This window comes from Thainema salinarum CENA647, assembly GCF_057732415.1.
The window spans coordinates 5633694-5653006 of the sequence record NZ_JBYJZJ010000022.1 but is presented as its reverse complement, the minus strand read 5'-3'; the positions used below and the strand labels follow the sequence as shown (position 1 = coordinate 5653006).

Genomic DNA, 19313 nt, shown 5'->3' with positions numbered 1-19313 from the left:
TTCATGCAAGGCAAACTGAGTGAAATTGACATTCGGAGTATCTTGCAGCTGATTGAATTGGGTCAGCGGACAGGAGAGCTATTTGTCGAAGCGTACAGCTCCCCGTCTGGTGCCGTGAGTAGCGATCGCATTCACGGCACCGTGGGGCAGTCCTGGTTCATGTTCTTTCTCAACGGCCAGATTGTCTATGCGGGAACGGGCAACGCCAATTTGTCGCGCTTGCGCGATCATCTACGTCGCTATCATCTGGAATCTGCATTGAAGGATACCGAGGCGGCCCATGCGATCGCAAGTTTCAATGCCCCGGAATATGGCTATCTGTGGCGACTGCTGGAAGACCACACGCTTACTGCAGCTCAGGGACGCTCGATTATTTACAGCATGGTTAGCGAAACGCTATTTGACCTGCTGGGTCTGCATCACGGCGCGTTTGTATTTGAGCTGAGTCCGGCGTTGTCTCCCCAGCTAACGACGCTGGAAATTGCGCCGCTGGTGGTCAAAATCATGAAGCAGGTCCAGCAATGGAAGCAGTTTCATCCCCATATTCAGTCGCCGGATCAGTGCCCCATCATTCAAGATGCAGCCATGCTACAGGCGGATTTGCCGCAGGGAGCCTTTGAATCTCTCGTGCGCTGGGCTGATGGTCGCACGACAATTCGGCAAATTGCTCGCTTCATCAATCGCGATATTGTCACCATCGGACGAGCGATTTTACCCTACGTCCAGCAGGGACTAGTGCATTTGACGTACCCTCATTCTGATCTTGCGATCGCAAGTAAACGAGCTTTTGATTTACAAGCTGGCGAGAAAGTGCCGCGCGTGGTCTGTATTGACGATGGGGCAACCGTCCGCAAAGCGGTTGAGCACATTCTGGATCAGCATGGGTACGAAGTGACAGCCATCAGCAATCCGCTTAAGGCGCTCAGCCTCGTCTTTCAGCTCAAGCCGGACTTAATCCTGTGTGATATCACCATGCCTGAGCTAGACGGGTATGAGCTGTGCGCCATGCTGCGGCGCTCGACGGCGTTTCGCCAAATCCCGATTGTGATGCTCACAGGCAAAGACGGTTTTATCGATCGGGTTCGGGCTCGCATGGTGGGAGCCAACGACTATCTCACCAAACCCTTTGGTGAGCATGAATTGCTGACCCTGGTTGAACGGTATGTTGGGCTTGGCGATCCGGATTCGCCTCAGCCAGAGCGACTGTTGGCCGAAGCCTTGGAAGATGAGCTCGAAATTGATTTATCTGAGCCTTCCTCCCTGCATTTGTGATCTTGCCAAAACGTACCCTTTTACAACGTTGAACCCAGACTCTCAAAAATCTGTCGTATTTGAACTCAAAACTCAGCTCATGAGTCATAAACACAATCCTTAAACAAAATCCTTAAGATTTTATGAAAGGTAGAGCGAACACCACCTGTTTTGCCTTTTATCAGTCATCAAGCGAGCTCAATATATAAATTCCTATAACGACTTGATCTAAAAATAGGAGCGAATCCGCAAAATCACGTTAAAACATTGACGAAACGCTGCAAGATCTTAAATTGTCCACAGTTGCAGTTAGCAGGTAGAGTTCATGAGCGTTGTCTTAGTCGTCGAAGACAGTGTGCCACAACAGAAAATGATTACCGATCTTTTGCAGCGTAGTGGGATGACAGTGGTTGTGGCTGCCGACGGGGTTGAGGCGATGGCCAGTATCCAGTCGCAGCGGCCCGATTTAGTTGTTTTAGATATTGTGCTGCCAAGGATGAACGGGTATGAAGTGTGCCGCAAATTGAAGTCCGATCCAGCCACTCAAAATGTGCCAGTGGTAATGTGCTCCTCGAAAGGGGAAGAATTTGATCGGTACTGGGGAATGAAACAGGGCGCAGATGCTTACATTGCGAAGCCGTTTCAACCCACTGAACTGATTGGCACAGTTAAACAATTGTTGCGAGGGTAGTAAGTTGAGGTCATGGTAGGTAATCCTGATTTTCTAACTGGTCGCGGTCAAGATCAAGCGCCCGAATTTCAGGAGCTTGAAACGCCGGAAGGTGAGTTACACTTACGGTTTTATATTGCATCAGGGGAAGAGTTCGCCTTACCGGCGACGGGTATCAAGGAAGTGATCGAATCTCCATTGGATCGAATTACGCCGATTCCGAATGTTTCTCCCTTGCTTTTGGGTACGCTCAACATACGGGGACAGGTGATCTGGGTCGCAGATCTGGGTCAGTTTTTGGGAGATCCGGTCATATTAAATACTGATCGCTCTGAAATTCCAGTAATTGCGGTTGAAGATCAGGAAGCTATGCTAGGGTTAGCTGTTCATCAGGTTGTTGGGACATACTGGCTAGATGTTGATGATATTCAGATGCCAATCAATGTTCCAGACAGCATGGCTCCTTTTTTAAGGGGAGAATGGATAACTGATCCAGAGCGCGATCGCAAGCTGCGGCTGTTGGATCAAGTGGCAATTCTTCGATCTGCACGCTGGGCGGCATAACCAGGTTTGAATGAACGAGGTTAAGTGCAAGTCAAGTGCGTAGATTGAGTAAGTAAATGTGAGTAAAGTTGAGATTGAAAGCGTTTCAGCCGTCCGTAAAATCCACACAATTTGGTTTAGATCCACTGAGCTCAAACCAACATGATTGACCCGATTTGATTGATTCTGATTTGTCCGATTTAGATTGATTTAGACAGACTCGTTGGGATACTTGCACTGGCAGGAGAAGGCAAATGGCACCAGGGACGGATTACGCCCAAGCATATCAAAAGGCGATGACCGCCTACATGCAGGGAAGTTATGAAGAGGCGGCCTCTCTGATTGATGATTTGGCAGCATCGCATTCGGATAAGCCGGATGTAATGCTGCTGCGAGGCCACATTTATTGCTATGGCCTTCAACAGCCAGAGATTGCACGGGAACAGTATCAAGCTGTACTGTCGCTAACGTCTGATCCGCAATATGTCGAATATGCGAATCAGGGGTTAGCCCAAGCTGATCAAGTTGGTGATATCGGCAATGGTTCTGCCAGTGGATCTGATGATGATTTTGGTGCGGATGACTTTGGAACCGATGACTTTGGGGCCGATGATTTTGGTAACGGTTCTGAAGAGTTCTTCAATAATGACCTAGAGGCTTATGGGCCGGATGCGTTTGCCCAGCACGACGATTCGGATTTTGCGATCGCAGATGATGCCGCTGACACGCCTGATTTCGGCAGCGGCGAAGACTTCAACGACGTGAACTTTTCCGATTTCGAGCTAGATGATGGAACCGGAGCCGCCAGCGATCAGGCGATCTCTGATTTTGCTGATGCTGAATCCGGCAACGGCATTGAGGATCTGGCCTTTAATCCGTTTGACGAAGACGATTTTGCCACCGCTGATGAACCTGCTCCCGTTGCCGACGATCCGTTCCACTTGGAAGGGCTTGATGAAGAGCTAGTTGCCGATGATTTTGGTGGTTCGGCTGATGCAGCCAACCCCTTTGCTGCCGATGATTACGGTTCAGATGCGTTCGCGATGGGAGAGGGTGACCTTGCTGCACCCGCCGCCGATAATCCATTTGTCGAGGATGATTTTACTGACTTCGAAACGGGTGAAGTGGGTGGTAGCTTTACCAGCGATGACTTTGCGGGTGGTGATTTCGGCAATGGTGATTTTGCCAGTGGTGATTTTACAGATGATTTTGCGACTGCACCCGATGCCGGCTTTGCTGATTCAGGTGCAGGGCTAGAGGACGTGCCTGAAGGCTTTGCGGCCTATGACGACTTTGACGATGCATTTGGACAGCCGTCCTCGCCAGATAGTGCTCCATCCGATTTTGAGTCGCTGCCAGACCAGCCTGACGCTTTTGCCCCATCGGCCAATGATATCTCTGACTCGGGGGAACAAACATTCTTCATGGGCACCAGTCTAGAAGAAGATGAAGCCGCCGGAACGGATGAGCTGTCTAACGACTTTGCGGCGGATGACTTTGGTGCAGGTGAATTTGATGACTTTGCTGCCAGTGAATTTGATGATTTTGCAGCTAGCGATTTTGCTGCTGATGAAAGCAGTAATCACTCAGCCTCCGCACCGTCAGCGGTTGACAACCATTTCAACGAAGATATGACCTTCGTCTCATCCTCTCCCGTGGATGACATGAGTGACTTTAATGGTCATGGCCTCGGCGATGTGGATGAATCAGACTTCGCTTTTGTCTCGGAAGAAAGCGATTTTGCCTCAGTTGAACTGGATCACAGCGGCCCAGAGCAGAGTAATGCGGACTATCTAGATGAGTTTGATGATTTTGATGATTTAGGCAGTTTGCCTGAATTTGACTTGTCTGATAGCTCGGCTGGCTTCACCAGTCCCTCCGTTAGTGCCGGGGGCGGCATGCCAGGCGCAATGGATCGTTCCATGAGCGATGCTGAATTCGATTTAACGGATGCGGGTGATCAATCTGTCATTCGCGAAGACGAAATCTTCAGCATTGCGGGTGCTACAGATTCACTGCCTACGTTTACCCAAGCGGACGAAAACGAAACGCCGAGCGTCAGCACAGAGCAGGGTATGCTGGCTCCGTTTGAAAATGCTTCCCTGGATATGAAGCGCTGGATTATGGCTGGGACAACTGGTATCGCAGCCATGATTGCTGTGGCAGCCGTTAGTTTTGGTGCAACACGGCTCGTTCCTAGCAGTTATGACCAAGAGGAGATTGGCTACGTTCAGCGGGCAGGTTTGGTTATGGCTCTTGCGGGAGGAGCAGTTGGTTTCGGCACCACCTTTGCCCTCAGCCACTTGGCTAACAAGCAAATTCGCCGTTCAGTCAACGACTTGCAGTCTCAATTTAAGTCTGTCTCAAGTGGACATCTAAATGCCCACGCGACGGTTTATTCCGAAGATGAATTTGGTCAATTAGCGACGGGATTCAATCAGATGTCGCGGGTGATTCTAACTACCACCAGCGAAGCTCAGCGCAAAGCGCAAGAGCAAGAGCAAGCCAAAGAGGATCTCCAGCGCCAGGTGATTCGTTTACTGGATGACGTAGAAGGTGCGGCGCGAGGTGACTTGACGGTGCAGGCGGAGGTGACGGCAGACGTGCTAGGTGCGGTCGCTGATTCCTTCAACCTGACCATTCAGAACCTGCGCGAAATCGTTGAACAGGTGAAAGTAGCGGCCCGCCAAGTGGCCAAGGGTTCAACCGAAAACGAAATGTTTGCCCGCAGTTTGTCTTCAGACGCACTACGTCAGGCTGAGGAGCTAGCCGTTACGCTCAATTCGGTGCAGGTGATGACGGACTCGATTCAGCGGGTGGCCGAGAGCGCCCGCGAAGCTGAGGAAGTGGCGCGTTCCGCATCGACCACGGCGTTGAAGGGTGGTGAAGCGGTAGAACGGACGGTAGCGGGTATTCTGGAAATCCGGGAAACGGTGGCGGAAACGACTCGCAAGGTGAAGCGTCTCGCCGAATCGTCCCAGGAGATTTCCAAGATTGTGGCCTTGATTTCGCAGATTGCTTCTCGAACCAACTTGCTGGCATTGAACGCCAGTATTGAAGCCGCCCGAGCGGGTGAAGCCGGTCGTGGATTTGCGATCGTAGCGGATGAAGTTCGACAACTGGCAGACCGAGCGGCCAAAGCATCGAAGGAAATTGAACAGATCGTTTTACAGATTCAAAGTGAAACAGGTTCAGTTATGACCGCGATGGAGGAAGGTACGCAGCAGGTTATCGAGGGTACCCGCCTAGCCGAACAAGCCAAGCGATCGCTGGAAGACATTATTCAGGTATCGAACCGGATTGACGTACTGGTGCGTTCCATCACTGCCGACACGGTTGAACAGACCGAAACGTCACGAGCAGTCGCTCAGGTTATGCAGTCAGTTGAATTAACCGCTCAGGAAACCTCCCAAGAAGCGCAGCGGGTGTCGGGTTCTCTGCAAAATCTAGTAGGCGTTGCACGTGACCTGTTGACCTCGGTAGAACGATTCCGCGTTGAAAAATCAGAGTAAGCGTTCTGGTTGTCTAGAATCCAAACATTGAGGGCGCAGAGTTTGCACCGCAAACCCTGCGCCCTCAATGTTTCGGTATTAATTCAACATTCATCATTCATCGTTCTGTAACAAAGCGGGGAAGAAATGATTCGCATTTTACTTTCCCGATTAAACTTGTGCATTGAGATGCTAAAAACTTGCAAAATTGCCTTTACTTTGAGTAGAGCCATTATCTATTCGTAACAATAATTTGCAATTTGTATTAAATTCTCTAGACTTTGTAGACCAAAGACGAAAGAATTGGGCTGAAAACGGGAAAGACTATAAACAGTAGGCAGGCGTAGTTAAACAGCAGCGGGATTAGCTAGAGTAGAGCCATCTTTTGGTTTTGAATTTGGAAGCTGACAGTTTACAATTTGGCTCTTGAATTGCCTGCCCCTAGAGCCTTTGAATAGCCTTCAACCACTGAACCAGCTAATGCCATTGAGCACCGAGAGGAATACTGACGATGCAGTCGGAACAACAGCAGCGAATCCTGGGTTATTTCATTGAAGAAGCGAAGGATCATCTCAATACCATTGAGCAAGGATTACTGAATCTGCAAAGCGCGATCGCAGATCCAGAAATGGTCAATGAAATGTTCCGGGCCGCCCACTCGATCAAAGGCGGCGCAGCTATGCTGGGCGTGACGGCCATTCAGCATACATCCCACCGCTTAGAAGACTATTTCAAGCTGCTGAAAGAATGTCCCAACATCACCATTGATCAAACCCTAGAGTCGCTGCTGCTCAATGTGTTTGATATTTTGCAGGAACTGCTAGAAGAACTACAGGGGCCATTTGGTCTGACCGACGACAAAGCAGAAGAGGCAACCGCATCGTTAGAGCCAACTCTGGTTGAGCTGAATTCTCATATCAATGCCTTGGTTGAGCAGGCGGGCGGTCTGCCTCCTGATGCGGATCTACCCGAATTTGCTCCCGCACCTACGCCTAGAGCGCAATCCAAGCCAGCATCGTCACCTCAGGTCGAAGAAAGCGCCCTCTTGCTGGTGTTCAAGAGCGATGTCCCTGGCTATTTGCGAGACATGCTCCAGATCTTTAAGCAGGAGGATAATGCTGGAACGCGATCGCAACTTCAGTCCATCTGTAACACCCTAATTCAGGCCGGGGAGCAGTTTGACTTAATTGACTGGTGTAATCTGGCGCGAGCAGCGCGTGGGGCGGTTACAAACAGCGACAATACCTATCGCAGTCTCGCACCAGTCATCATCAGAGATTTGAAGCAGGGGCAAGAGCATGTTTTAGTGGGTCGCTTTCAAGACATTTGCATTAGCGATGCTCTCCAGACTATGGTGCCGCTGGCGGCAACGAGTGAATCCGTTGATGACCTGCTGCGGGATCTGGATAAGGATGAGGCAGATGCAGGTTTGGCTAGCCTATTCGATACAGGGGCAGGAATTGAAGAGGACTTAGACTTCTCCGATTTAGACATGCTGTCCGAGGCGGAATCGGAGGCCGAAGCCGATTTAAGCTGGTTAGAAGCTGGTGCGGAATCAGCCGATGATTTGGATCTGGGTTCTGCGGCAGATGATGACGGGCTAGGTCTGGACTTTGCATCAGAATCTGGCGCAAGCGATGCGACTGGAGACCTGAACTTCGACCAGATTGATCAAATTAGCGGCATGGATGATGTCGATGGTTGGTTTGATGACGATAAGAATGGACCAGAAGTTGGCACTGCTGAGCTCAATAGCTTAGCCGATTTATTTGAAGGAGAATCAATTGAATTCGGTGACGCTTGGCAAGGTTCGGCCACAGATATGGCTGACGTTGATCAGGAAGACTCGACCGACATCGATATTTCTGAAGATTTTTCTGATTTATTAACCCAAGATAGTGTAAGTGCCAGTGATTTTGAGGTTGATGACGACTTATCGGGCTTCTTGAATCAAGACATCTTTGCCGATCAACCTGTGACAGATGAGGATAATGAAATCAGCGATGTCGATCTAGGTCTGTCGTTTGCGGATGATGGCTCAGATGCATCAGATGCTGATGATGACTTGGATCTGGATGATCTAGCGTCTACAGATGAAGCTGATTTTGATTTGGGCGATGAAGCTGACGATGATATGTCAGGGCTCTTCGGCTCAGATGCCGCAACTGAACCTGACGACGACATGTCAGCGCTCTTTGGTGCAGAAGAAGCCTCTGATTTAGAACTGGATTTAGCCGCAGACGACGCTGATCTGTTCTCGGATGATTTGACCAATAGTGGCTCAGACGATGAGATGTCTGAGTTGTTTGACGTTGATGCAGCCGAGGATACAGAGTCGGAAGCCCCCGCCGATCTAGAGTTACTGGCTGGCGATGAAGATTTAGCCGATCTAGGTCTTGATGAATTAGATGACTTAAGTGGTCTCGATTTTGACGAAGAGGGTTTAGGCGAAGCTGAGGCCGCTGATTCACTGACTGATTCGCTAACTTTTGAGGAATCTGAATTATCTGATGACTCAACTGATGGACTCGATGGACTCAATCTAGGCAGCGATGATTTTGACTTGTCTGGTCTAGATGAAACGGCAGACGAGACCGAAGCCTCCTTTGACTTTGAGTTGTCTGAGGACGGCTCAGCCACTGACGATTTCTCGGATAATCTGAATTTTGCTGACCTAGCAGATGATTCGGCGGCGGATGATGTGTCTGATATAGGCCTCCCCGATTCGCTTGATTTGGCTGATGACATGACGGATTTGTTGGCTGATGGTGAGACAGATTCAGAAGTTAACCTGCTGTCAGAAGCAGCCGTAGCAGACAGCATTAGTGATGATAACCTAGCGCTAGATAGCGATCTGGAAGCTGACTTGTGGTCAGATGCCAAAGCTGAGGATGAGCTATCTGCTGAGCAAACCGAACAAGCAGTTGAAGCTGCAGCACAGAAATTTGCGATCGCAGATCCCTGGTCAGAGTTTGAGGATTTGGGTTCTGATACCACAACATCCAGCACCTCTGAAGCAACCAATGCAGATGATCCGGATGCCTTCTTCGATGCCTACGAAGAGATCGATACGGCTGCGGCTGCAGCGATGACGCTAGAAACGCTGGCGGACACAGATGCCGATACGAATGCGGATGCCGCGATCGAGGAGCTTGGCCTGGAGGAATTAGAGGTTGAGGATAATGCTGCATCTTTGGATCTAGCTGATGATGATCTAAGCGATTTAGGTGATTTAGCCGATTTAGACGATCTAGAAACTAACGATTCGGGCGCTGACGATTTGAGACTTGAGGAGTTAGGTGGCGACAACCTAGCCATTGAGGATTTAGGCGTTGAAGATCTAGGGCTTGAGGATCTTAGTAATGAAGAGTCAGAGAGTTTGGATGATTCACTATTCGGTGCCGATGACAGCGAGCCTGCACTAGATGATGCGTCTGTGCTGACTGATTTGCCATTTGAGGCAACCGATGATCAGGCTGCGGACTTGGAAGAATTCAGTTTCGATCCTGATGAGTCAATGGATGCTGGCGCTAATTTTGACCTGTCTTCGTTAGCTGAAGATACCGAAGATGAAGCAGGTGATGCATCCTTCGATCTCGGCTTGGATTTAGACGACAGTGACGAAACAGGAAGTTCTACGGATCTGGATCTCGATTTTGGTGATGAGGATCTCGGTGAAGGTCTGGATGATGCGCTGTTTGGCGAAGATATAGCTGAAGATGCGGCTGATTTTGACCTGAGCGAGGCGTCCGCAAATGATGATAGTGAATTCGATCTTGACCTAGGCGCAGACGACTTAACGAGCGATTTGGACGAAAGCAATCTTGGCTTAGAGGACAATCTCGATGAAGGTAGCCTGGACGAAGCGGATCTTGGTCTAGATTTCGATGCTGAAGATGGTTTGGATTTAGGTTTAGAAGAAGCTGCATCAGTAACTGGTGACCTCGATCTAGATTTTGACAATGAGTCAGGTGCTACGGATGAATCCGAAGCCATAACCGACGATCTTGATTTAGATTTTGGCGATGCATTGGCAGATGACTCGGCGGCAGATCTAGATCTAGGCGACATGGACGTAGAAGATACTGATATAGATGCCGAGGCGACGCTGACTTTAGACCTAGGTGCAGCGCCGGATGAGGGAGTTGCCGATACGGAAGATAGTCTTGACCTCGATTTTGGAACAGAAGAGGACGTGGATGCTGCCGATTTGTTTGGCGACGAGTCCTTAGATGAATCAGGTGAAGATTTGTCTCTTGATTTTGCCGCCGATGAATCAGATGAATCGCCTGATATCGAGGGATTAGCATCCGACGATTTAGAGGAACTAGGGCTAGATGATCTGGGATTGGAGGCCACCAGTGACTTGGATGACCTAGGACTGGATGGTTCTGAGACGGATGATCTGGAGCTTGACTTTGATGCTGGCGATCAGGCCAGTGATGACTTCGATTTTGCGCTAGAAGGTGCAACTGATCTGGGTTTTGAAGCCACCGATGATGCAGATGAGCTGAACTTTGCCGATGACTTTGATCTAGCAGCAGATACTGCTGGTGTTGCTGAGGCTGAGCAGAGTGATGATGACTTCGCGCTTGATTTCAGTGATGACAGCGCAGAGGATAGTGAATTAGATCTCGATGGGCTGGATTTGGCGGCTGAATCCGCAGATTTAGATTTGGGGCTGGCGCACGAATCATCAGACTCTACAGATGAACTTGATCTAGGCTTTGGTGAAACCGATGCTGAAGACGGTTTAGCACTCGATAGCGATCTTGATTTAGATTTCGGTGATGAGATTACTGAAGATAGCGCAGCAGACGATTTAGATCTCGGCTTTGAGGCGGAAGCGGATGATGAGATGGCAATGGATGGGCTGGATCTGGATGGTTTAGCCGATGAGTCTGATGATTCAGCCGCTGCTGACTTTGACTTAGATTTGGGCGGAGATGAGTCTGATGACCTATCTGCCCTAGACGATTCGTTTGATGCCGACTTTGGTGGTCTTGATGACCAGGCTGAGGATGATCTTGGCTTGGGGCTGATGGATGATTTAGAGGAAGAATCACTGTCCGACGATCTCGATTTAGATTTGTCCAGTGAAGCTGAGGTTGAGTCAGAAGCCTCAGCCGAGTCAGATAGCGACCTGTCTGAGCTAGAAGGTCTGGCTCTAGCCGATACAGGGGCTGTTGACAATGACATGGCGGATCTGGACGACCTGCTGGATGAAACTGAAGATGCGATCGCAGCTCAACCTCCCGATGATGAATTTGCTGACCTCGAAAATCTGCTAGATGACGAGGAACTCGAAACGGCATCAGCGGACTCTGGGATGGCAGCCGCTGGCGATAGTTTCGCCGATCTCGAAGCACTGCTAGACGACGATACCGACGGATCCTCCGGTGATATTGCTGCAGATGATGGTGATGAGTTCGAAGATCTGGAAAAGCTACTTGAAGATGCCGATAACACTCTAGGCGGCTCGCCAACGGTCAAAGGGATTCGCTCTCGTACATCCAGCACAACGGGGCGGCGAATGTCGGGCCGTCGCTCCAACTCGATTAGTGAGCAGAGTATGCGGGTGTCGGTTAAGCACCTGGACAACTTGAATAATCTGGTGGGAGAACTAGTTGTCAACCGGAATACGCTGGAGCAAGACGAGGAGCGCCTGCGGCAATTCCTTGACAACCTGCTGTACCAAGTACAGCAGCTCAGCGATGTGGGTCAGCGGATGCGGGATCTGTATGAGCGATCGCTGTTGGAAAATTCACTACTGTCTGGACGGCAGTCCGGCAACGGATCAGCCTTTAAGCTCCCGCAAGACCAGTCTGAACACGCAACTGGAGCCAGCTTCGACGCGCTGGAGATGGATCGCTTTACGGGCTTCCATACGTTGTCGCAGGAGATGATTGAACTCATCGTGCGGGTGCGAGAGGCATCATCTGACATTGAGTTCATCGTCGAAGAAACGGATCAGGTGACCCGCAACTTCCGGCAGGTGACGACGCAACTGCAAGAAGGGCTAATGCGATCGCGCATGGTTCCCTTCGCGCAAATTGCCGATCGGTTACCACGAGCGGTGCGTGACATCTCGATTAAATGCGGCAAGCAAGCGGAGCTGATTGTTGAGGGACGCGACACTCTGATCGACAAGATGATCCTGGAGCAGCTCTATGACCCCATGACCCACTTAGTCAACAACGCCATCACCCACGGGATTGAAACGCCTGATGAGCGACGTGCTGTTGGGAAGTCGGAAAAAGGTCGTATTCTGGTTCGCACCTTCCATCAAGGCAACCAAACGGTCATCATCGTCTCTGATGATGGCGGTGGTATTGATCCTGCGTTTGTGAAAGAGAAAGCGATTAAAAAAGGTCTAATCTCGGCTCAGGAAGCCCAGGGCATGACCGATTTGGACGTTTACGACCTGCTGTTCCACGCTGGATTTAGTACCCGTGACCAGGCAGATGACTTTGCTGGTCGGGGTGTGGGTATGGATGTCGTTCGTACTCGCTTAGCGGAAATGCGTGGTGTGATCAATGTCGAGTCGAATATTGGCAAAGGCACCAGCTTTACAATCCGTCTCCCGCTCACCCTGAGTATTTCCAAGGCGCTCTCCTGCGTCAGCAACCGGGCACGGATTGCCTTCCCGATGGACGGGGTAGAAGATATGCTCGACGTGCCCAAGGAGCGGATTCAAACCGATGATCAGGGGCGGACTTGCATTCTATGGCGCGACACGCTGCTGCCCTTCCAGCCGCTGGCCGACCTATTGAAATATAATCGCGTGCTAGGCCGAGGTAGTGTCTATGGCGGTAGTGGCGATGAAGAAGTGATCTCGATTATCGTGTTGCGTAGTGCCGGTACCCATATCGCACTGCAAGTTGATCAGGTGCTGGGTGAGCAGGAGATTGTAATCAAACAGCTTGAAGGCCCAGTACCCAAACCGTTGGGTGTAGCTGGAGCGACGGTACTTGGGGATGGTCGGATTATGCCGATCGCCGACGTACTAGAGTTAATCGACTTGTCAATGGGACGGATTCGTCGTGATGCGGGCAGCTCGATATGGGAGCAAATGGCGCAGCCGCCTGTGGAAGAGGAAGAAACCCATGCTGAGCCAACTGTACTGATTGTGGACGATTCCATCACAGTACGCGAACTCTTGTCCATGAGCTTTAACAAAGTTGGCTACCGGGTTGAGCAGGCGCGTGATGGCCAAGAAGCGTGGGAAAAACTACGTTCCGGTCTACCCTGTGATTTGGTCTTCTGCGACATTGAGATGCCGCGTATGGACGGTTTAGAGCTGCTCTCACGCATGCAGAAAGATCCAGCCTTACAAAAACTGCCGATCGCAATGCTGACATCACGGGGGGCGGATCGACATCGGCAGATGGCGGTTGACCTCGGTGCCAGTGGCTACTTCACAAAGCCTTACTTAGAAGAAGCACTTTTGGATGCAGCCAAGCGGATGCTAAAGGGTGAGGTTCTTGTCGGTCGCAAAGAAGCTGCCGATAGCTAAAAAAGCTAAGGAGGCGTTGACAAAGCGTCCCCGATCCAAGTCAAGCATGGAGGGGGCCGTGTTTAGCACGGCCCCCTCCATGCTTAGTGAGATTAAGTCCGTGCATGAGAACCCGATTTATTTTTGTGAAAGCTTGGCCTAGCCAAGCTTTCACAAAAATAAGTCATCAGGTTTTAAGCGGACTTCGTATGACTTACGAAAAAAGCAGTCCTGTGGGACTTGTACTTATTCGTAGATCCAGCTTGTCAAACTGGGTTCCCAGTTCATCAGTTCTTCTTCCTTGAACCAAAGGGCAATTTCGGTTTGTCCGGTTTCAATCGCGTCTGAACCGTGGATAATATTGCGGCCAACGCTAACACCGTAGTCACCGCGAATGGTGCCTGGTTCGGCAGTTAAGGGATTGGTTGCACCGATTAACTTACGAGCACCAGCAACGACGCCTTCGCCTTCCCACACCATTGCGACAACAGGGCCAGAGGTGATGAATTCGATTAGACCCGAGAAGAAGGGGCGTTCTTTATGTACAGCGTAATGTTCTTCAGCTAGCTCACGGCTAACATTGAGGGCTTTGAGGCCGACAAGAGTAAAGCCTTTAGCTTCAAATCGGCTAATGATGTTGCCTACGAGTCCGCGCTGAACTCCGTCGGGCTTGATCATGATAAACGTACGTTCCACAGACACTCGCTCCTAATGCGCATTAAGTAAACCTTTTCTATGCTCAGCAAAAGAGGGTGCTTTGTAAAGAGATTTCTGCAAGTTGTAGCGTAGATATCAGGTCAAGCCTGGGTTGATCCGGTAAGGTAAACCCATACCGGAAAGGCGTTTCATATCTCCGGTCCCGGCCTGTGCCGGGTTCCTTATTTTGAGTCTGCATTTATGAGTCTGTAATGATACAGCGGTCAGTTGCGATCGCACCATCAGAAACATCACGGTGCTTAAGTTTGGGAAACGTTTGCTGGCTTTGCTCTCTGAGTAATTCAATAAAGGCAAAGACGGCTGGTGGGTGGAGCGTTTTCGCGGAAATTGCAATGCCAATGACGCGTTCCAAGGGAGACGGTAACCGATAGGTTTTAATTTCATTGGGTAGTGGTTCAGCAGCAAGACGGGGCATGATTGAAATCCCTAATCCTCGCTGCACCATACGAACAATCGTCGAATCTTCGCGGACAGGATAGGTAATCGAGAGCCGATGTCCCCGCTGGCGACAGTGATCCATCAGCATACGGTGGCTACTATCCAGTTCGGGGTACAGAATTAGATCAAACTGCTCAATCTGTTCCCAGGTTAATTCAGGTGTTGTGATGTCAGCATTGGGCGGCAGCAACACGAGATATTCATCCCGCAGCAGTTCCCACGATTCTAAATCTGGCGGAGTGGGTAAATGAGTGAAGCCAGCATCAATCCGACCATCGCGTAGTGCTTGTTCAACCTCGCTGTACTCTTCGTACTCTAGAATGTCCAGCTTGATACCGGGTAACCGTTGCTGAAGCAGCGCAATCACCTCTGGCAATAGATAAGTCGCGACACTGCGAAAAGAGCCGACCCGCACCTGACCTCGCTCCAGTCCTTTAGCTAGATTGGCTGTTTTGCCGATTTCTTGAAGCATGTCTAGGATCTGGCGCGACTGTTGAATAATCTGTTCCCCGACGGGGGTTGGTCGAGCACCATGTCGGCCTCGGTTTAGCAGCACAACCCCGAGTTCGTCTTCTAAACTTGCGATCGCATGACTGACGGCTGACTGCGAAATTCCCAGCTTCAAAGCAGCCTCGCTAAAATTCTGATCATTAGCCACTGCCACCAGTGCCCGCAGTTGAGATAACTTGACTCCATCTAGCGAAGAATCTGTCATGGTTGGGAAAATGGGTTAGGAGAATTGAACGTTGTGGAGTACGCCGGACGGTTTGGTAAAGTAGCAAAGCCGTGTGACTTGTAACCACCCTAAAACCAGCTGAACTCTAATCAGCGAACGTTAATCATCGCGGCTGTTGCAATAGACTAATCATTCATCAGGATAATGAGTGTGCAGGGATTTCTCAATCTCAATAAACCCCTTGGCTGGACATCCCATGACTGTGTCGCCAAGCTGCGGCGTATACTTCACATCAGAAAAATAGGTCATGCTGGCACGCTCGATCCAGCAGCCACGGGCGTTTTGCCGATTGCCATTGGCAGAGCAACGCGTCTACTGCAGTATCTGCCATCAAACAAGGCTTACTGGGCGACAGTACGATTCGGTCTGACGACGGCTACCGATGATTTAGAGGGCGATATTCTGACTCAGCAATCAGCTGATCATTTGAAGCTAGAGCAGATTAAATCTGTTTTGCCACAATTTTTAGGCACGATTGAGCAAATTCCACCGCGCTACAGCGCCATTCAGGTTGACGGTAAGCGCCTTTACGACCTAGCGCGGGCGGGCAAGGATGTAGATGTGCCACGTCGTACGGTCACAGTTTACGACATTCAAATTAGGAACTGGCGTCCAGGCTCTCAACCCGAACTGGAGTTAGAGATTGCCTGCGGTGCGGGAACTTATATTCGTGCGATCGCACGTGATCTGGGTGAAATACTGGGTACAGGCGCGACTCTCGCTACGCTGGATCGCAGGCTTAGTAGCGGATTCAAGCTGGATGATAGTCTTTCCCTCGAACAACTAGCTGCGCAGCTCGAAGCCAATACCTGGTTGCCCATTGCTGCTGATGAAGGTGTTAAGCATTTGCCAAGTGTTACCTTGTCATCTGCGAGCTCACAACGCTGGTGCCAAGGACAAAAAATATATGTTGCAGATTTAGATCTAAGTTCAGACGAAATCTACCGAATTTATAGTGACGCAAATCAATTTTTGGGTGTAAGTGAAACGCAGCTCATCGATCAAAAACTACATCTCCGGCCCAAAGTGGTACTGGGATAGCGCCAGATGGTGCCAGTGCAGCATAAGCTGAGCAAGTAAAAAGGCTGAATCTACATCAGTGTAGATTCAGCCTTTTTGTTATAGATTTAGCGTTATAGATTTAGCCAAAGGCTAAATCGTTCAGATCCAGATGAACTATTCGGCACCCTGGGGCAGTAGCTCACGCGGTTTTTCGCTAGGAATAACCTTTACTTGGCCGTTCTCATCAACATCCACTACCGCCACATCGCCATCCTTAATCCGGCCTGACAGAATCTCTTCTGCGAGGCTGTCCTCAAGCAGGCGCATAATGGCGCGACGTAGGGGACGAGCACCGTAGCTGGGGTTGTAGCCCTCTTCTACCAAGCGCTCTTTGAACTTATCAGTCACCTCCAGCTTGATGCCCTGCTCATCTAGGCGACCAAAGACTTCCTTCAGCAGGATATCGCCAATTTCCTTGACTTCATCCTTGGTGAGCTGACGGAAGACGATGATTTCGTCCAGACGGTTGAGGAACTCAGGTCGGAAGTACTGTTTCAGCTCTTCGTTCACCAGCGAGCGGATGCGGTTATACTGCGACTCGGCTTTGTCCTCTTCGAAGTCGAAGCCAAGACCGCCGCCACCCTTCTCGATGACCTTAGAACCAATATTGGAGGTCATGATCAGCAGCGTGTTCTTGAAGTCAACGGTGCGGCCCTTGGCATCGGTCAGGCGACCATCTTCCAAGATTTGCAGCAGCATATTGAAGACGTCGGGGTGTGCCTTCTCGATCTCGTCAAAGAGCACAACTGTGTAAGGCCGACGACGTACTGCTTCCGTAAGCTGACCCCCTTCGTTGTAGCCAACGTAGCCCGGAGGCGAGCCGATTAGTTTAGAAACTGTGTGGCGCTCCATAAATTCCGACATGTCGAGTCGGATCATGGCTTCTTCCGAACCGAAGAAGTAGGACGCCAGTGCCTTGGCAAGCTCAGTCTTACCAACACCCGTGGGGCCAGAGAAGACGAAGCTAGCAATCGGACGGTTGGGGTTCTTGAGACCGACTCTGGCCCGCCGAATGGCGCGGGAAATCGCCTTCACTGCCTCATCCTGGCCGATAATTCGCTGGTGCAGCGTATCTTCCATGTGCAGTAGCTTTTCGGACTCGGACTCGGTGAGTTTGTTCACCGGAACGCCCGTCCAAGAAGCGACGATTTGCGCGATGTCTTCCTCGTCTACAACGGGAGAATCATCGCCTTCACCAGAAGATTCGGTCTTTTTGCTCTGTGCGATCGCGCGGATTTCAGCCTTGATTTCCATTTCGCGATCGCGCAATTCACCTGCCCGATCAAAGTCCTGAGAGCGAACCGCATTATCCTTGTCTTTAAGGACTTGACGCAGTTCCTTATCCAGTTCTTTCGCTGCAGGCGGCAACTGAGAGTTGATCAAGCGAACTCGAGAACCCGCTTCATCAATCAGGTCAATCGCCTTGTCCGGCAAATAGCGGTCAGAGATATAGCGGTCGGACAGCTTAGCGGCGGCCTCTAGCGCATCATCGGAGATCTTTAGCTTGTGATGCTGTTCATAGCGCTCACGCAAGCCATGCAGAATCTCAATGGTTTCCGGTACGGTTGGTTCACCCACCATAACGGGCTGGAAACGGCGCTCTAGAGCCGCATCCCGCTCGATGTGCTTGCGATACTCATCTAGCGTGGTCGCACCGATGCACTGGAGTTCGCCCCGTGCTAGGGCTGGCTTCAGTATATTGGCTGCGTCAATTGCGCCTTCCGCTGCACCTGCACCGATCAGGGTATGCACCTCGTCGATCACCAGAATGACGTTCGCGGCTGAGCGAATTTCATCCATGATCTTCTTCAAACGCTCTTCGAATTCACCTCGATATTTGGTGCCTGCAACCAGCAAGCCAATATCGAGCGTGACGACGCGCTTGTCTTCCAAGATGTCGGGGACATCATTATTGGCGATGCGCTGGGCTAGGCCTTCTGCGATCGCAGTTTTACCCACACCGGGTTCACCAATCAGAACCGGATTGTTCTTAGTACGGCGACCGAGGATCTGGATGACCCGCTCAATTTCTTTTTGGCGACCCACAACGGGATCGAGCTTGCCATCCGCTGCCATCTGAGTCAGATTGGCACCAAACTCATCCAGCGTCGGCGTTTTGGTACGTCCTTGGCTGCTTCCCGTCGAAACCTCGGCGGTTTCGCCCAGCATGCGAATCACTTGGGTTCGCACCTTGGACAAATCAACGCCCAGATTTTCCAGGACACGAGCTGCGACGCCTTCTCCTTCGCGGATCAGGCCCAGAAGCAGATGCTCTGTACCAATATAGTTGTGGCCGAGCTGGCGAGCCTCCTCTAGGGAAAGCTCTAGGACTCGCTTGGCTCGCGGCGTAAATGGGATTTCTACCGCGACGAAACCAGAGCCTCGACCAATGATTTTTTCGACTTCAATCCGAGCGTCTTTGAGATTGACGCCCATGGATTTCAGTACCTTGGCGGCGACGCCGGTTCCTTCTCCAATTAGACCCAATAGAATTTGCTCTGTGCCCACGAAGTTGTGCCCTAAGCGACGGGCCTCTTCCTGAGCCAGCATTATGACCTTAATGGCTTTTTCTGTGAAGCGTTCAAACATGGCGTATTTCCATCACCTGCTGCGTGCCGGTACGCTGATTTTAGCACAGGCAAACCGGATAGCTGTGATGTTGGAAACAGCCCGAAAAAGAATATTGATCCCTGGGTAGATAGTTCAGATCTAAATCCGTTACACAAATCAGCCCAAAGGTAGATTCCAGTTTTATGAGCTAGCTTCAAGAACGGGTCGGCAAAGTATGTGAAGAGAAGAAGCTGCCTCGTTTATTCGCATATTTCACGTACTTACGCTGCGAGATAAACGAATATCCGCGACTGAGCACAAATACGCCGTCAACGATAATCGATCTATTTGCTGAAAATG

Annotated in this window: 9 protein-coding genes; 6 read left to right on the top strand and 3 right to left on the bottom strand. The window is 50.6% G+C overall.

The genetic code is table 11. The features are described 5' to 3' along the window. Window positions 1-3 precede the first annotated feature (3 nt). The 5 genes from AC286M_RS31490 to AC286M_RS31470 all read left to right on the top strand — a co-directional run bounded on the left by AC286M_RS31490 (window position 4) and on the right by AC286M_RS31470 (window position 13471). Entirely contained in the window at window positions 4-1272 is a 1269-nt protein-coding gene (locus tag AC286M_RS31490; RefSeq protein ID WP_488208158.1) for a response regulator, read from the top strand. Between the two features lie 304 nt (window positions 1273-1576). Then, window positions 1577-1942, top strand: a complete 366-nt coding sequence (locus AC286M_RS31485; protein ID WP_488208157.1) for a response regulator transcription factor — start codon at window positions 1577-1579, stop codon at window positions 1940-1942. A 12-nt stretch (window positions 1943-1954) separates the two neighbouring features. Next, window positions 1955-2485 carry a chemotaxis protein CheW gene (locus AC286M_RS31480; RefSeq protein ID WP_488208156.1) on the top strand — a complete coding sequence of 177 codons (531 nt, stop codon included), beginning with the start codon at window positions 1955-1957 and terminating at the stop codon, window positions 2483-2485. A 233-nt stretch (window positions 2486-2718) separates the two neighbouring features. Next, entirely contained in the window at window positions 2719-5976 is a 3258-nt protein-coding gene (locus tag AC286M_RS31475) for a methyl-accepting chemotaxis protein (RefSeq protein ID WP_488208155.1), read from the top strand. Between the two features lie 490 nt (window positions 5977-6466). After that, the gene (locus AC286M_RS31470) at window positions 6467-13471 is read left to right on the top strand and encodes a response regulator (protein WP_488208154.1); all 7005 of its coding nucleotides are present in this window, start codon (window positions 6467-6469) and stop codon (window positions 13469-13471) included. Window positions 13472-13696: 225 nt separating this feature from the next. Here the strand turns inward: AC286M_RS31470 and ndk are convergent, their stop codons facing one another. Next, complete coding sequence (gene ndk / locus AC286M_RS31465) at window positions 13697-14146, bottom strand: nucleoside-diphosphate kinase (RefSeq protein WP_488208153.1); 450 nt, start codon at window positions 14144-14146, stop codon at window positions 13697-13699. 199 nt (window positions 14147-14345) lie between these two features. Next, window positions 14346-15320, bottom strand: a complete 975-nt coding sequence (locus AC286M_RS31460; RefSeq protein WP_488208152.1) for a LysR family transcriptional regulator — start codon at window positions 15318-15320, stop codon at window positions 14346-14348. Window positions 15321-15485: 165 nt separating this feature from the next. Between AC286M_RS31460 and truB the strand changes: the two genes are divergently transcribed. Further along, window positions 15486-16382: a tRNA pseudouridine(55) synthase TruB gene (gene truB, locus AC286M_RS31455; protein ID WP_488208151.1), complete on the top strand. Its 897-nt coding sequence runs from the start codon at window positions 15486-15488 to the stop codon at window positions 16380-16382. Between the two features lie 135 nt (window positions 16383-16517). On the opposite strand, the gene AC286M_RS31450 is transcribed toward truB, so the two are convergent. Further along, window positions 16518-18992 carry an ATP-dependent Clp protease ATP-binding subunit gene (locus AC286M_RS31450; RefSeq protein WP_488208150.1) on the bottom strand — a complete coding sequence of 825 codons (2475 nt, stop codon included), beginning with the start codon at window positions 18990-18992 and terminating at the stop codon, window positions 16518-16520. Window positions 18993-19313: the final 321 nt, after the last annotated feature.

What these genes read in the sequence shown, in the direction of transcription:
- AC286M_RS31470 (WP_488208154.1), top strand. Translation starts at nt 6,467, where the DNA reads ATGCAGTCGGAACAACAGCAGCGAATCCTGGGTTATTTCATTGAAGAA.
- truB (WP_488208151.1), top strand. Translation starts at nt 15,486, where the DNA reads ATGAGTGTGCAGGGATTTCTCAATCTCAATAAACCCCTTGGCTGGACA.
- AC286M_RS31480 (WP_488208156.1), top strand. Translation starts at nt 1,955, where the DNA reads ATGGTAGGTAATCCTGATTTTCTAACTGGTCGCGGTCAAGATCAAGCG.
- AC286M_RS31460 (WP_488208152.1), bottom strand. Translation starts at nt 15,320, where the DNA reads ATGACAGATTCTTCGCTAGATGGAGTCAAGTTATCTCAACTGCGGGCA.
- AC286M_RS31475 (WP_488208155.1), top strand. Translation starts at nt 2,719, where the DNA reads ATGGCACCAGGGACGGATTACGCCCAAGCATATCAAAAGGCGATGACC.
- AC286M_RS31485 (WP_488208157.1), top strand. Translation starts at nt 1,577, where the DNA reads ATGAGCGTTGTCTTAGTCGTCGAAGACAGTGTGCCACAACAGAAAATG.
- AC286M_RS31490 (WP_488208158.1), top strand. Translation starts at nt 4, where the DNA reads ATGCAAGGCAAACTGAGTGAAATTGACATTCGGAGTATCTTGCAGCTG.
- AC286M_RS31450 (WP_488208150.1), bottom strand. Translation starts at nt 18,992, where the DNA reads ATGTTTGAACGCTTCACAGAAAAAGCCATTAAGGTCATAATGCTGGCT.